This is a genomic window from Kitasatospora setae KM-6054 (genome assembly GCF_000269985.1).
GTDB classification, from domain to species: Bacteria; Actinomycetota; Actinomycetes; order Streptomycetales; family Streptomycetaceae; genus Kitasatospora; species Kitasatospora setae.
Map to the genome: position 1 here is coordinate 5,804,516 of NC_016109.1, position 14,472 is coordinate 5,818,987.

The following is a 14,472-nucleotide window of genomic DNA, read 5'->3' on the forward strand; positions in this document are numbered from 1 at the left end:
ATGGCAACGGTCAGCCGACGCCGGAGCCCAGGTGGGCCGTTTCAGTCGATGGCGTCGATCATGCTCGTGAGGTGGTCCCACTGCGTGACGGACAGCCGGTGCGGATTGCGTCCGCCGGGCATCGTGACGATGGTCGCGGTGGCGAACGCCGGCACGGCCCGTATGGTGCGGGCCGGAAGAGGGGTGGGCAGCCAGCGGTCGACGGTCAGCGGGACGAAGTGGGCGGGCGCGGGCGGCTCGGCCCAGAACGCGGGGTTCGGGGTTCCCTCCCAGCGAGCGGGGCCGGTGAGGCTGCCGCAGGCCACCACACCGCCGCGCGGCCCGGAGAGCCAGAGGACGAACGGATCGCCTGTGGCCAACTCCCCCCACAACTGCGAGACCCTCCACGAGTCCAACTTGCGCCCGGAACGGCGAAACGACTCCAGGTCGAAGGTCTTGGGGTTGCAGGTCAGAAGCCACCCGGCGGTGGCCTCACCTCCAGGTCGTTTGCGCATGCCCTGATGCCCCCTCTGCTCGGCGCCGGATTGGCGCGCGGACCAGCCTAAGGCCTGTCAGATAATCGATCTTGTGGCAGGGCAAGGTGAGTCGACGGACATGGCGTGGGAGTGGATAGAGCCCTTGTTACCGCAGGCGGCCAGGCGTGCCCCTCTGTGGCGTGACCTGCCGGAGTGGTCTGGGCCATAGCCAACCGCCGACGACGCGGAATCCTCGGCGGTCGGCCGCCTGCGTTCGACCGGGCCATCTACCGAGACCGCAACGTGGTCGAGCGATGCCTCCCCACTGCCACCATGCCGGAGTTGTCCCGGCCTTCCTGATCCTCTGGCTACACGAGCCTGCCAAGTGATCTTTGTCGGATAAGCCTTAGCTATGGGCCTTCTCGTACTTCTCCACGATCTCCGCCGGCACCCGACCGCGGGTCGCCACCTCGATGCCCTGCGACGCTGCCCACTCCCGGATAGCAGGGCCGTTGTTGCTGGGCCGAGCGGCGGTCGGCTTGGACTTGCCGCGGCGACGGGAGTCCTGGCGCCGCCCGGCCTTCACGAACTTGGCAAGGGCGTCGCGGAGGTTGGCCGCGTTGGCCTCGCTCAGGTCGATCTCGTACGCGATGCCGTCGAGCCCGAAGCCGACGGTCTCCGCCGCCTCGCCGCCGTCCAGATCATCGAAGAGCTGGACAGTCACTTTCTGAACCACTGTGCGTCTGCCTTCCAAATTCCTGCTGGGACATATGGATTATGTCAAACGCCAGGGTATCGCTATTGGAAATTCCTCGCGCCTGTCACCCTGAAGTGGGATCATCTCAAGTAGACCAAGCACCCGTGCAAGGAGCCTCCCTATCGGTGGAGTCGCGTGCAACGGCGGGCGGTACAACCCGGGCGCCGCGGGTAGTTACTCAAGCAGGGCTGCCCGAGCCGAGAGGCCCGCGGGCCTCGACGGCTGTCGTACGCATGTGCGAGTGTCGCGGCCTGGCAACCACTGGGTGGGGTGGTATGGGGAGGGGGCGGGCGTGATGTCGCTGATGGCGCGTCGCGTTGCCTCGGCACGCCACCGTCGCCGGCCGCCCAGGCTCCCCAGACGCTCGACCACGAAGCGCCCGCTACGCTACCGTTCTCTGGGGGCATTTCGAGGAGGTCGAGTGGGGGACCCTGCCAGCTGGCAGCAGGAGCAGATCAGCCTCGCTTACCTGTCTGCCGTGGCGACCCGAGCTGGCGCGACCTCCGCCGTCTGGAACGTGGACAAGGACGGAGTGGACGCCACTTTGAAGCGGCGGCACATCTCTGTCGAGTTCCAGATGAAGTGCACCTTCGCGCCCACCATGCTCGCCGATGGCGAGACATACACGTACGACTTGGACATTCCTACCTACGATGCCCTGCGCGCCCAGCACCGGAGCAGCGCGGGCTTCCTTGGGTTGGTCGTGGTGACCCGCGACGTCGACTCGTGGCTTGTCCATGACGACGAGTCGCTGCTGATGAACTGCTCGGGGTACTACGCCCAGATCCAGGACCTCCCGCCGGCCAAGGGGCAGAGCACCAGGACGATCCATCTGCCCAAGAGCCAGCGGATCGACCTCCCAGGTCTGAACGCGATCTTCAAGTATGCTCACGAGCGCCTGTTTGGCCCGATGCCGGAGGAGGTTGAGTGATGCCTGCCTCTGATATCGGATTCGATGAGCTGACAAGCTACCTGAGCCGCTCTGGTTGGCGCAGGATGATGAGCGGGGCGCTTGCTGAAGTCTGGCACCCCGATTATGACCCAGAAAGTTCTGTTCTCGTTCCGCGAATCTCGACGGCTCCAGACTTTAGCAAGGCCGTCGAGATGTTGACCGCAGAGATCTCGCGGCATGAGAACAGGCCGGTTGATCAAATCACTCTAGAGATTTCACGACAGTTCATCGACGTGACTGATCTTAGGGCTGAAGACGACGATATCACCGAGGGAACCATTCCCCTTGCTGCTGGTATCGGCCTATTCACCTCGGCTCAGCGGCTAATGGTCTCTGCCGCTGCTGCAACGATTCACCGGCAAGGGTATTACGGTAACTCGATTCCACGTGCTGCTCACAAGCATGCTCGAAGGCTACGCCTTGGTCAGACCCGACCTGGTTCTTACATCGTTCCGGTTATCAGCAATGCTCGATTTGGTCGGCTGGTAAGCGAGGGCATCGAGGAACCACAGTTGGAGGTTGGGGCTGATGAGTCCTACTTCGAACGACGGATGCTGACAACGCTTTCTCATGCACTAGAAACACTCGCTGAGATGACAGTGGTCAGTGGCCGCGCGCCTACTCGTGACGAGATGCGAAGTGCTGTAGACGAGGGTGTTTCAAGCGAGCTATGCGCTGCTGTACTTGATGTGGTTGGCAAGGGTGGTGGAGGCGTTTCGGTCTTTGACGTCCAGTTCAACTGGGCGTTGACCTCTCCAGCGCCATCCTGGGTAACCGATCGAGTTGTGTTCCACCATGAGGCAGCAGAGCTAATCGAGCACGTTGAGTTTGAGCTCAAGGAAGCAAGAACACCAGCGGAGCGCATTCTCTACGGAATCATTCGACGTCTCTCGCTGAAGAAACATGAGACGAGTGGGCGAGTTGCGATGGAAACCGTCATTGACGGCAAGTCGCGCATCGTCAACTTCGATCTAGACCTTGAGACGTATCGCAAGGCTGCGATCTATCACGGTGAACGGCGTCCTGTTGTGGTTCGAGGGATTCTCGATGCCACGCCAGGTAGGGCTGCCACGATGAAGGTTCGAGCGTTTGATGCTGACCGCTCGATAGCTTCGTTCGATGATGTAATGCAATCGCCATAAGCGAATGAACCTTGATAGTCCGACAGAGGACTATCAAGGTTCATTCTGCCCTTTTGGCAGGTGCATGCCCTAAGGGCAGGTTGGTGAGTCCAGGTACCCGATCCACTCGCCGAGGAACCGTTGCCGCGCCTGCTCCTCGGCGGCCTGGTCCAAGCCGGGGTTGTACTTGAACGCGAAGTCCAGCGACTCGAACCCCTGCGCCCAGACCACCGACACCTGCACGTCCTGGTGCTGGGCGTAGGTGCGGCCGTCCTCCTTGAACCCGCCCGCCTGGTTCGCCCGCTCCCAATACGGGAACCCCGGCGTCCACCAGCTGATCCACTCGTCCGAGGCGCGTGCCTTCATTGAGGCCCAGAGCATGTCGCCAGCAGCCCGGCCGGTGCTCGGATCGGCCTGGTAGAAGCTCATCACCCCGTCCTTGCTGGTCACCGAGCAGTACGGGCTGGGCGTCGCCGGCGGGGCGGCCGGGCCGTTCTGGTACTTCTTCCCGAGCAAGTACAGCGCGCCGATCACCAGCAGGACCAGCAGCACGACGGCGAAGACGGCCCGCCGCGGCCTCCTGCTGGAGCGAGGGTTGTCCGGTCGCCGGACTTCCGGCTGCGGAGGAGCAGCTGCTGCTCGCGGTGGTGGGCTCGGAGCTGCTGGCCTTGGCGGCCTCGCTGGCTGTTCGACCAGGACGAGCATCGGTACCTGGACCACGATGCCGTTCACGGTGACTTCGAGCCGGTCCATCCACAGCCCTGTGGATAGCGCTCCGCCTTCGGGCTGCCACTCCACCCGTAGCGTGGCGTGGTCGTTCTCGACCTCGACCAGCTCGGCCTGCCAGAAGGTGCCGGCGACCGTCACCAGCTCGACCCGGCCAACGGTGGAGCCGTCGCTGTAGCTGAGGCGTACGAGCTGGGAGCGCGGTGTCTGGCCGCCGAGCACCACGCTGATCCTGATCGTCTCGGGCTTGACCACGACTTCCGGCGGCGGTGTCGGCGGCTCTGGTGCAGCTGGCGGTTCGGGCCGTGGTTGTGCACGGCTGGCTGTTCGCCGGCCGAGGTCGTACTCCAGCCGCTTCGACGGGTCGGTCAGCACGTCGCGCGCCTCGTTGAGCAGCACGGCCTGGTGGTGGGCGTCCTGCTGCTCGTGGTCCGGGCGGCCGTCCGGGTGCAGCTGGCGGATCTTCGTCTTCCAGGCCTGGCGGATGGCCGCCACGTCGGCATCCGGCTGGACGCCGAGTCGGGCGTACAGATCATCTGCGGGTGGGCGCCACACGGTGAACCTCGGCAAGCTCGCTGATCCGCCGCCTGCCCTGCTGGGGCGAGTGCGGATCGGGAGTGTTCACCGTAGGCGGCGGTGTCCTGCTGGAACCTCGACTCGTGACGAGTTGAGCGAGGAGGTGTGGTCGGCGGAGAAGGGCTCGGCTTCCCGGCCTATTGCTGGAGCTTCTGTGCGGCCTTGTCGACCACGCCTTGCAGCGTCCCCATGTCCGTCGTCCCGTTGGAAGACGGCACACCGTAGATGATCAGCATGATGGTGCCGCCGACACGAACGGCAACCTGTGTCGACTGGACGACGCCCATGTCCGCACCGACCGCGAAGCTGTCGTCGCCCTTGGTCGTGATCGGTACGGCCGTCATGGAACTGCTGGCACCCGGTAGCCCTGCTTGGCAACTCGTCGCTTGCTGCTTGGCACGGGCAAACGTGGCTTTCGCCGTGTCGATGGAGCCGGAGGACAGGTACTCCGTCACCGAGGGCGGGAACGGTTTGGTGCCCTGGTCGAGTTCGGCGAGGACGGGCTGGCCGAGGTCGTGAGTCAGGCCGGCCAGCGACGGACAATCGCTGTTCTCTCCGCCCGGGGTCGGTTGGGTGGCGGCCATGTACCAGCCGGGCAGGTCTGCTGGAGTGAGCAGCGCAGCGTGAAGGTTCAGCGATGACCTTGGTGAGGGGGAGCCCGAGGACGTACCGGCCTGGTTACTCTCAGGGCTGCTGGAGCATGCCGCGGTGAGGAGAAGGGCGCTGCCGAGGACGGCGATGGTGAACCGGTGCATGGCGGGCTCCGTAGGGTGGGACGTGGTTCCAGAGTCCGACTGCCGGATCGGTTCTGCATGTCGCGTGCCTCGTTCAGCAGTACGGTCTGGTGGCGATGTCCTGCTGGAACCTCGACTCCTGACGAGTTGGGAGATGAGGTGTAGGCGGCCAGACCTACACCTCGATCTCTGCTGGCGTCAGCCCGACGTGGGCAGCTGCTTCGGCGGCGTACTCAAAGGTGGTGCTGCACTCGCTGCACCACAGCGCAGGCAGGTCCAGGACGTCCCACACCGCGATGATTGCCACCTCGTTCGACCCGGCGACGGAGACGTACAGGTTCTCGTCCTGGTTGCCCTTGATGTCGATGGCCTCACACATGATCGTTGCGCTTCGCCACGGCGGACAGCAGCTGGCGCTCCTCGCCGGCCAATCGGTCCAGCTCGATGTTGATCCGTCGACGCCGGGCGAGGGTCACGTTCGGCAGGTCTTCCAGCTCGGCGTAGAGCTGGCCTTGGCGCTCGTTGATCTGCTCCAGCTGTGTCCTGCGGGGCGGCCTTATTGGACCGTTCCCCGAAGGACGTGTGAGACCACGGCGCTCCAGTCCCGAAACTCCTCCTCGCAGGACTTGCAGTAGTAGGGATCATCCGGAACCGAATACACCTCGGTGACGCGGCTCAGGTCTGCTTCACCAAAGTTATCCGTCGGTAGTGCGGCGTCAATACGGATCAGGGCTTCCCGGATGGAGCACTGGAACTTCTGGTGACAGTTCGGGCATAAGCGGGACGGTTCCGATCCCTTCTCCATTTTGGGATGTAAGCAATACATCGGTTGTTCGTTGATGTTCGTCATGCTGGACCTCCTTTCAGGTCGGCTTAGTTGTTCAGCAGCAGGGCAATCGCAATGGCGCCGAAGGCGATGATCGGGGTGAGATGACTGATCAGCTTCAGCCACCACCGAGCTGAGGACTGACTCCGGTACCGAGTCCGGGTGGTTCGTCGTGCTGGCCGGCTCTGGACCACCAGTCGCTGCTGGGCCCTGCGGAACCGGTCCAGATCGGTGATCACAACGGCGTTCAGGATCTCTCCGGTCTGCTTGTCTGCGACTTGTCTCACTGGCTGCTGCCTCCTGCTACCTACGCAGGCGAGACAGGCCGGGAGGAGCCGTCGTCAGGGTGGAGCGCCCACACCGAAGAGCAGCGAGGGAGGACGTACGACCTTGACGGCACTAGGCGACGACTGGCTGACGATCCCTGCGGAGGTAGCAGGAGGTATCCGCGGCAGAATCGGGCCTTTCCGCAGGTCGCAGTCGTAGCGCGCTGTCGATCGGCGTAGGCCGACCCGTAGCCCGATACGTACGCTGCGATGCGCAGTCGGCTTTGGGCTGCTGAAGCGTCGACACCTGGCCGTGGATGGCGAGCACCATCTTCTGCACACCCAACTCGGCTCAGTGCTCACGAGAGCAACGCGAGAGCGTAACGGGTGCAACACAACCTGGGAGTACGCCGAGGGCTGCTGCAAGGCTGCTGATCTCAACCGGACAACAGCAGAGGCTTCAATGAGCGGCCCAGAGCAGCCACCCCGTCCGAGCTGGGCTCAGCCCCAGACACCCACTCCGGCGTCGGTGCCACCTGGTGCCATGCCTCCTCTGGGTTGGCCTCCTGCGCGGCGGCCGACGCGGTTCAAGCCATGGCAGATCGCAGGCATGGGTTGTGGAGGGCTGTTCGGTCTTTTCCTGGTCATTGGAATCATCGGCGCGATTGTCGACCCGCACCCGCAGGGAAGCACGAATGGTACGTCGACCTCACACCCGAAGCCTGCGGTGGCGGCATCTCGCAGCGCCCCGCAACCGACCATTTCTTCGGCGAGCCCACAGCCGGCACCCTCCTCGGCCAGTCCGGCTCCGGTTAACGGGACATCTGCCGATGACACGGCCAAGGCCGTTCAGTACCTCAACGAGGTCGACAACGGCAAGCACCCGCGCACGGACGACCAGGCCGTTGTCGATGCCCTGCTCCACAAGTGCAACGACAACATGCTGGTCCTGGCGTTCACGGCCACGAACACCGGCCTCGACGTTGTTGGGGCAACGGGTGCTGACCAGGACATCTATGCCGTCATGCACCAGCTCGATGCCGACCTTCCAGCGACTGGGAGTCTCGTGCAGTGCGATACGCACCTGGATACTGTCAAGGCTGAGCTGATCAAGGCGAATGGAGGCGGTTCCAGCAGCACCACGGCCACCAGTTCCAGCGAGGGAGGCAGCTGCTACCCACACACCAATGGCGGAAAGTGCTATTCCCCCGGCGAGTACTGCCGCGCTTCCGACCACGGGACGAACGGGATCGATGGTGCTGGCGACCCCATTACCTGCCAGGAGAACAACGGATGGCGGTGGGAGCGTGCATGAGTCTCGCCGCTGCCCCGATTGTACTGGCCTGAGAATCGGGGCCTGCTTCTACCGGGGCAGCTGCGGGCGCTCGTCGGCGAGAGCACTGGTCGGATCGTCCTGCTCCCAGAAGCCGTCCAGCGCCTGTGCCATTTCTTCCCTCAGCTTATTCAGGCTGCCCAGGAGAAACTGCTCCTGCCCAGTCAAAGGGTTGTCTGAGGTCATTCGGTCCATCAGGACAGCGATCTGCTCGTCCAGTACGCCGATGCTGATGTCGGCAGCCTTCTGGTAGCCCTCCACATAGATGTTTTGGCGAGTCTGCTCGATCGCTCCCCTTGCGATGTCCCTCGCCTCATAAGCCACGCGACCCGCAATTTCCCTCGCGCCCATTGCGCCCTCCCCACGGCTGGTGTTCCGCCTGATGCTACTCGCGGAGCGCATGGCCGTGAGCTACGTGTTGACAAGGACGCTTACCGCGTGGTCCAGCAGCCCGACGGTGAACAGCTGACGGCCGTCCTGATGCCGGGCGATCAGGCGGTGCAGGTAGGTCGCGCGAGACGTATCGGGCGCCAGGAAGACCACCTTCCGGGGCAGGCCTGCATTGGTGCCGGCCAGCAGCTGGTGCTGGTAGTACGCGAGGTACTGCGGGATCTTGCCTGAGATCTTGGCACCGAACTGGTTGGCCCGGTCGACCTCGATGAAGAAGCTGCCCTTCACCCGGCGGCCGTCCGGCAGGACGAGCCCGATCTCGGCGAAGGCGTCCGGCTTCAGGGTGTGCTGGTCGAACTTCCGCCAGCACACCGGCTCGGCCTGGAAATCGAGCAGCGTCAGGGCGCCGGATCGCTCCGCCTCGATCAGCAGGACGTAGACCTCCGCGGTGGCGAGGAAGTGGTTGATCGTGGGCTCGTACCAGGAGAACGCCCGGCGCGGGCGGGCGCTGGTCGTGGCGGCCAGCAGCTGGCCGGCGATGTCGAGCGTGTAGACGTATGAGCCCGACCCGTAGGCGAAGCCGCCGACGCGCCGCTGGCCAACGTGGGCGAGCACTTGGTGCTGGGTGAGCCGCTTCAGCACGGCCTGCCGGTTGCGGGCCCGGCTGGTGTCCGAGCAGTCGGCGAAGAACAGGCGCTCCAGCTGCGGGCCGGTCATCAGCTTGAAGCGGCTCAGCTGCCGGACGATCTCCAGATCGCGGGGCGACAGCTGCGGGGCGAGCTGGTCGAGGTAGCGGCGGGTGACGTTCATGCCCAGTCCTCCCACTGGCCCCACTCTTGCCAGTCCGCCGGATCAGACGGTTCGGGGGCGGTCTGGCTGTTGGCGAAGTCGGTGTTCGACGCGCAGCCGGACAGCCGGTCGAGTCGGTGTTGGATGGCCGCGGCGGCCTCGGCCCACGGCTTGCCATACCGGGTGCGCGAGGCTGCGTGAGCAGCCTGTCCCAGCCCGACAGGCGGCGGAGGCGGCAAGGTGACGCCGGAGGCCGGCGGCGTGGTCGAGCCGCCGACGTTGATGCGGGCGATGAACTCGCGGGGGCCGAGGCTGGCGAGGTCGTGCTCGGTGGCCCAGTCACCCAAGCCGGAGCGCAGGTACTTCAAGTCCGAGTCGGCAGGTTGGAACAGCACCTTCGTCCTGGTGCCGTTCATGACGTCCTTGCGGATCGCCTCGGTGAGGCGGCCGACGTCCTGGGTCGCCAAGGTGAGCGGCAATCGCCGGCTCCGCGCTTTGGCGAGCATGTCGCCGAACGGCGCCCCGATGCTGGCGAGGTCTCCGAACTCGTCCGCGTACACGTTGTAGTTCTCCAGCAGCGAGATGTTCTGGATGGCGCGCCAGAGAGAATGGAAGACGAGGGAGCCGACGACGGTGGCCTCCTCGCCTAGGTCGTCGCTGTAGAGCGGCACCAGCACGATCCGGCGGTTGGCCAGCACCTCGCGCAGATCCAGCGCCGAGGTGGTCTGGCCGAAGGTGACCCGCAGCTCGGGGTAGACCAGGAACGGTCGGAGCCGACGCACGATGGGCGCTGCCGTCTCGGCCAGCTCGCGGGGACTCAAGCCCTGGAGCCAACGCCAGAAGTCCAGCAGCTCGGGGTTGTCGAGACGGCCGAGCACATGGCGGCGGAAGAACTCACCGCGGGGACCAGGGAGCAAGGCCAAGGGCACTTCTACGAGGGTGTAGCCGCAGGTGGCCAAGGCCATCAGGACGTTGCGCAGCACGTCGTACGCCCGGGGCGTGCTGGTGCTGAAGCCGAAGAGCTGGTCGAACATGGGCATCAGGTGGCCGGCGATCCGGTCGGGCCTCGGACCGGCCAGCGGGTTGAACGACACGACCTGCTCGTTGTCCGTCACGTCCCACAGCAACACGTCGCCCAGGCGCTCCGGCGGCACCAGGTCGAGCACCCGCTGCACCGAGTCACCCTTGGGATCGACGTACAGCAGACCGCGGCCGGCCACCAGGTCGCAGTTGATCATGTTTTCGAGCAGGGTGGTCTTGCCGGTGCCAGTCGGTCCGACGACCAGGCAGTGAGCGGCGCGGTCCTGTTCGGGGATGGCCAGCAGGCGGTTGTCGCCGGGGAAGTTCGACCGTCCGAGCAGTACGCCGCCGGTGCGCGGGATGAGGTGATGGGCGGCCAGACGGCGCGAGCTGCCGGATTTCAGACCGGCAACCTGCGGGGTGCCAACCGGCAAGGCGGTGAGGACCAGCAGCTCGGCGGCGTTGACCACCGATGGCCAGAGCAGCGCACCGGCTCGGCGGCGCAGTCGGCGCTCAGCCAGGCCAGGCGAGACCAGTCGCCGGTAGACCCGTACGCCTCCAACCGGCGAGCCGTCCTCGGTGGCGAGCGTGCTGTACGCGCTCTTGAGACGGCTGAGCAGCAGATCCGGCGTCGTGCCGGCGACCGCGATCCGGCCGACCGCCCGCCATCGCGGTTCGACGGTCTTCCTGCTGCTGGTGTCCGTGCTCAGCGGGCGCGCGTCGTAGATCACCCACTGGGTCAAGATCGCTTCCTTGGGCTTGAGCCCGCCCAGGGCACTCAGCAGCGTGGCCATGGTTGCCGCCGGCCCCGTCGCGTTCAACGGCTCGGTGGTCTGGTTGACGCCAATCTCGATGACCTTCGCCCACCGGGTGGTGAGCACCGGGTCCGCGGTGGGCGCCACCGGCGTCACCACCGCGCCCGGCAGGTGTGCGAGCAGCAGCTGCTGCACCTCGGCCACCGTGGACTTCGGCATGTTGACCACGTACGTCAGGCCGGACAACCCGGTTGAGGACAGCTCGAAGGCGACGGAGCACGGCGGACTCACGCCTCGGCGCAACGGGCCGCTGAGCGACCGGAGGAAGTTCAAGGCCAGCTCGGTGCTCAGCTCGCGCGGGAAGGCCACCTCGAAGGACTGGCGAGGCTGGTCCGGCGTAGCCCAGGGGGCTCGAAACGACATAACTGCTCCTGGAAGATGGGGGGTTGAAAAAGAGCCGGGGCAGATGGCCCCGGCTCGGGTTACGCAGCGGTGTCGGCTTCCGGCTCGCTGCTCTGCTCGGTCCGCTCAGTTCGCCGGCGCTTCTCGGTGGCGCGGGCGGTCTGGACCAAATCCACAAGGCTGCTGACGGCGTCCGGGTCTTCGACGCGCTGCGGCAAGCCTTGGGTGGCACGAGATCGGGCCACCCACTCAGCCAAGTCGTCCGGAGCGCTCACCAGCGCCGGCCCTTCTGAAGGACCAGGAAGACGACCACCGCGAGCACCACGGCCCCGGCGGTCAAGCCGATCAGCCAGCCGATCACCGGTCGGATCGCGTTCACGAGGCCCTGAGCGGCGACCAGCACCAGCAGGGCCAGGACCAGGTTGCGCGTCCACTTGCTGGGGCTGATCACGCGGCCCCCTTGGCCGGTCGGGCTTGCTGGGCTCGTTCATGGAAGGCCCAAGCGATGTCTGCTCCCACCTGCCGCAGCGCGCGTACGAAGTCCGGGTCGTTCTCCCCGATGACTTCGCAGAACCGCAGGCTCTCCTGAAGCTGCGTCATGAACTGCTGGGCAGCGCTGCGGAACCAGTGATCCCAAGGAGTCTCACTCGATGCGTCGTGGTTGCTCATGGGGGAACTCACTTCTCGCTCCCGTGCATGAGGACACGCAGCATGGCGAGCTGGGCTTGGTGACTCGCAGCCGTGATTCGGCTGGCGGCATCAAGGCCTTCCTCCCGAACGCGGAGACGTTCGGAGGCGGTTGCGTCGCTCAACAATGCCCGCAACCATGCGAGGACCACGCAACAGCCGGCCACTCCCAGCATGAGGCCGATCGACAGTCCGAGGAAGAACATCCCCATACCGCTCACCGACCCGAGCTGCGGCGGGTCCGCAGTGCCATGAGGGCGACTTCGTCTGCTGCCAGGTCAGCCAAGGCATCCACGATCCGACCGAGCCGAGCGGCCTGCGCGGGGTGAGGGTGCCTTCGGAGCAGATGCTCCTCGGTGTCAGCCGCCATGCCGACGTGCCGCATGGCGGTCTGGGCCACAAAGCTCGCCTCTTCGACCCAGGCAGCTGATGCGGTGGCTTGCGCGCGTGCCTCAGCCATAGAGGCAGCAGTTTCGGCCCGCAGCTCCTTCAGGTGGCGGGCCAGACCCCAGCCCGCTCGGCTGAACGGCGAAGGGGTATTGCCTCGAAGCTGAGGCAGACGGTCTGCGGACATGAAAATGCCCTCCTTCTCCCACCAGGAAGCAGGCAGCCCACGAGGGCACCTGGTGAACTTCAAGTGAGATAGGAGGGGAAAGCGATCTTGTTAAGAGGCGCCCATCAGGGCGGACTGAAACCGTAGACGAATGACACGGCTGGGGCAAGGGGTGGCCTCAAGATCTTTTCGGGTCTGGCCGCCCTGCGGGCCCGCGGGTCAATCGATGACTGTATGGCTAAACTTTGGCCGCGCGAGATTTGTAAAGTCGTAGCCCATGGCGCGGGAATAAAACCCTTGACGACGTAGGAATTTTTTGATATAAAAGCCCTATCCCTTTCGGATATCTCGACAAACTACATTGGGGCTGGCCTAGGCGGTCAGTCCTGGCGGAAAATTGAAGACGGCATTGGCTGTCCGTCACCTCCATGGCTAGCTGCAATACCGTGTCGAGGCGGGCAGTTGAAGTGGTCTGTGGCGTTTACTTATGCTCGCAAGAGCACCAAGCCCACACCCTCCGGGGTGTGGGCTTCCTACTTTTCCGGGTTAGGGCCTAAGCCAATCCTTGTCCGGCTTTGTCAATAGGCGCGCATTATTATATGCCTGATCGAGAGTGAGTGCGGTGGCTACGTCATAGTACGGATTTCCGGAATCATCGAAGCAGTGGCTAGCGACCGCTGCTAGGTCGGCACTCTTTCCGTCCAGTAGATATAGGGGGAGTAGTAGTTGAAGTTGTCCGCAATAGTATTGCGGTACGGCAACCTTGTAGTTCCGCTCCACCCTCCTCATCGTCTTGACCCACATGGCTTCCAAGTAGGAGACGGCCTCTTCGCGCGCCTGCTGGAGAGGCTTATCTCTCCAGATGTACTCCGGGAATCGCTTCAGGTTGTCCTTTACTATGTGTTCTTTGTCTAGCGATCGTCGGCGATCTGGATAAAAGAGAAGATCGGTTAGGTCGGTGTAGTAGGTGGCCTGTATGGGAGGAGAGCCGCCGAACGCGCGACGGAAAGGCCCATCGGACTCTTGAAAGAATCCCTCTAGTTTCCAGTCTGGCCTGTGTACATCCAAGCTGGGAGCTGCAGGCGAATCGTTCAGCCTGAACATTGCATAGATGGGTGTGTAGTACTCCGTCTCAAGGCCGGTATTGAAGGCGGCTAGTTGATTCTCGCCCTGACCGGAAATTGCGAATGTATGCGCACCGTAGGCCGCTTCTTCTTCTAGCTGTTTGAAAGTGTACTTGAGATAGCTCTTCAGGACCGGGTATTTTTGATGGCTCGGGTGGACTGAGTAATTCCAGTCGCCCTCCTCTTGCGCGGCTATCCTTCTAAGTGCTGCGAGCCAATCGGATTCTTTTCCCATCACGGCCCATCGGTAAAGTCGACTTGTCGCGTGCAGGCGTTTTACCGCTGTGGCGAAGTTTGATTTACGCTTGAACTCGACGCGCTCCCCTGCCTCTAGGGTTTTCTCGTGCATCTTTGCGCCCATTATGCTGTCCCGCTCGACCATAACAGGATCAGTGCTTCCATCCGCCAGAATATAGCCATTTCCCTCAAGGTGACTGAAATCTACTACTTCGCCGCGTTCGCGTCCATTGCTGGGAATGAGCGACTGGACTTGTATGGCTTTTCGGAGGCCGCTGGGGGTTTCCTGTATTTCAAATTCGACTCTCTCTGTTGGGACAAGAGTCTCATATCTCGGGTCCGCGATGGAGGATCGATAAACGATTGCATCGAACTCTTCGCCATCTGGAAGATTTGACCTAATGAAGCCCCGTTCGTGGGCAGGTTCAAACCACTTCACAACACCATGGAATGGCGACATCAGCGAGCCTCCTTGGGCGGCCAACTGCTCCATCTTCCGACGCTACGCCGTGATCCAAACTGCTACCACCTGGGCCAACTGGGTCAGTGCTTCTACTCGATCTGGACGAACTCGGGGGGCGATGCGGAAGCCACGCCAGCTCTTCGACCCGGGGCACGATGACGACCTTCTCAGCCGTCGGCCCATGAGCTTCTGGCACCAGCAGCAGCCGGGCTGAGGCCATGCAGGAGCAGCCTCTTGGCGGGCTGACGAGCCCGGAGCGGCCGTTCGACGCGATAGGTCGATCAACCCTTGGCCGGCGAGCCGGCA

16 protein-coding genes and 1 pseudogene are annotated in these 14,472 nt (G+C 64.0%); 4 read left to right on the forward strand and 13 right to left on the reverse strand.

All coding sequences use genetic code 11. The features are described from left to right. Positions 1 to 41: 41 nt before the first annotated feature. Entirely contained in the window at positions 42 to 359 is a 318-nt protein-coding gene (locus KSE_RS25840) for a hypothetical protein (RefSeq protein ID WP_033258648.1), read from the reverse strand. Positions 360 to 683: 324 nt separating this feature from the next. Here KSE_RS25840 and KSE_RS44965 point away from each other — a divergent pair. Beyond that, positions 684 to 844 (forward strand): annotated as a pseudogene (locus KSE_RS44965) (IS5/IS1182 family transposase); the annotation flags it as partial. A gap of 17 nt (positions 845 to 861) precedes the next feature. On the opposite strand, the gene KSE_RS25845 reads toward KSE_RS44965, so the two are convergent. Then, positions 862 to 1,179 (reverse strand): histone-like nucleoid-structuring protein Lsr2, encoded by a 318-nt coding sequence (locus KSE_RS25845; RefSeq protein ID WP_428829968.1) that lies wholly within the window; start codon positions 1,177 to 1,179, stop codon positions 862 to 864. A 454-nt stretch (positions 1,180 to 1,633) separates the two neighbouring features. On the opposite strand from KSE_RS25845, the gene KSE_RS25850 reads away from it, so the two are divergent. Beyond that, positions 1,634 to 2,143 carry a DUF4365 domain-containing protein gene (locus KSE_RS25850; RefSeq protein ID WP_014138307.1) on the forward strand — a complete coding sequence of 170 codons (510 nt, stop codon included), beginning with the start codon at positions 1,634 to 1,636 and terminating at the stop codon, positions 2,141 to 2,143. After that, on the forward strand, positions 2,143 to 3,306 hold the full coding sequence (locus KSE_RS42340; RefSeq protein WP_148283157.1) for a hypothetical protein: 1,164 nt from the start codon (positions 2,143 to 2,145) through the stop codon (positions 3,304 to 3,306). Before KSE_RS25850 ends, KSE_RS42340 begins: the two co-directional genes overlap by 1 nt. A gap of 69 nt (positions 3,307 to 3,375) precedes the next feature. Here the strand turns inward: KSE_RS42340 and KSE_RS25855 are convergent, their stop codons facing one another. The 4 genes from KSE_RS25855 to KSE_RS42345 form a co-directional block, all read right to left on the reverse strand. Then, positions 3,376 to 4,566 carry a J domain-containing protein gene (locus KSE_RS25855; RefSeq protein WP_014138309.1) on the reverse strand — a complete coding sequence of 397 codons (1,191 nt, stop codon included), beginning with the start codon at positions 4,564 to 4,566 and terminating at the stop codon, positions 3,376 to 3,378. 158 nt (positions 4,567 to 4,724) lie between these two features. Then, the gene (locus tag KSE_RS25860) at positions 4,725 to 5,342 is read right to left on the reverse strand and encodes a hypothetical protein (protein ID WP_014138310.1); all 618 of its coding nucleotides are present in this window, start codon (positions 5,340 to 5,342) and stop codon (positions 4,725 to 4,727) included. A 154-nt stretch (positions 5,343 to 5,496) separates the two neighbouring features. Further along, positions 5,497 to 5,700 (reverse strand): hypothetical protein, encoded by a 204-nt coding sequence (locus KSE_RS25865; protein WP_014138311.1) that lies wholly within the window; start codon positions 5,698 to 5,700, stop codon positions 5,497 to 5,499. A 177-nt stretch (positions 5,701 to 5,877) separates the two neighbouring features. Beyond that, positions 5,878 to 6,171: a hypothetical protein gene (locus tag KSE_RS42345; protein WP_148283158.1), complete on the reverse strand. Its 294-nt coding sequence runs from the start codon at positions 6,169 to 6,171 to the stop codon at positions 5,878 to 5,880. A gap of 786 nt (positions 6,172 to 6,957) precedes the next feature. Here KSE_RS42345 and KSE_RS42350 point away from each other — a divergent pair. Continuing rightward, positions 6,958 to 7,728, forward strand: coding sequence for a hypothetical protein (locus KSE_RS42350; RefSeq protein WP_148283159.1), 771 nt, complete (start codon positions 6,958 to 6,960; stop codon positions 7,726 to 7,728). A 48-nt stretch (positions 7,729 to 7,776) separates the two neighbouring features. On the opposite strand, the gene KSE_RS25880 is transcribed toward KSE_RS42350, so the two are convergent. From KSE_RS25880 to KSE_RS40345, 7 genes are all read right to left on the reverse strand, one after another. After that, the gene (locus KSE_RS25880; RefSeq protein WP_014138313.1) at positions 7,777 to 8,097 is read right to left on the reverse strand and encodes a hypothetical protein; all 321 of its coding nucleotides are present in this window, start codon (positions 8,095 to 8,097) and stop codon (positions 7,777 to 7,779) included. 60 nt (positions 8,098 to 8,157) lie between these two features. Then, positions 8,158 to 8,946, reverse strand: coding sequence for a replication-relaxation family protein (locus KSE_RS38775; protein WP_014138314.1), 789 nt, complete (start codon positions 8,944 to 8,946; stop codon positions 8,158 to 8,160). Next, complete coding sequence (locus tag KSE_RS25890; protein WP_033258652.1) at positions 8,943 to 11,123, reverse strand: type IV secretory system conjugative DNA transfer family protein; 2,181 nt, start codon at positions 11,121 to 11,123, stop codon at positions 8,943 to 8,945. Before KSE_RS25890 ends, KSE_RS38775 begins: the two co-directional genes overlap by 4 nt. Before the next feature lie 250 nt (positions 11,124 to 11,373). Then, positions 11,374 to 11,553: a hypothetical protein gene (locus KSE_RS25900; RefSeq protein ID WP_014138316.1), complete on the reverse strand. Its 180-nt coding sequence runs from the start codon at positions 11,551 to 11,553 to the stop codon at positions 11,374 to 11,376. After that, complete coding sequence (locus KSE_RS25905; RefSeq protein WP_014138317.1) at positions 11,550 to 11,771, reverse strand: hypothetical protein; 222 nt, start codon at positions 11,769 to 11,771, stop codon at positions 11,550 to 11,552. The genes KSE_RS25900 and KSE_RS25905 overlap by 4 nt, the downstream gene beginning before the upstream one ends. A gap of 235 nt (positions 11,772 to 12,006) precedes the next feature. Next, entirely contained in the window at positions 12,007 to 12,363 is a 357-nt protein-coding gene (locus KSE_RS25915) for a hypothetical protein (protein WP_148283160.1), read from the reverse strand. Between the two features lie 525 nt (positions 12,364 to 12,888). Then, positions 12,889 to 14,196, reverse strand: coding sequence for a DUF3825 domain-containing protein (locus KSE_RS40345; protein WP_081539625.1), 1,308 nt, complete (start codon positions 14,194 to 14,196; stop codon positions 12,889 to 12,891). Positions 14,197 to 14,472: the final 276 nt, after the last annotated feature.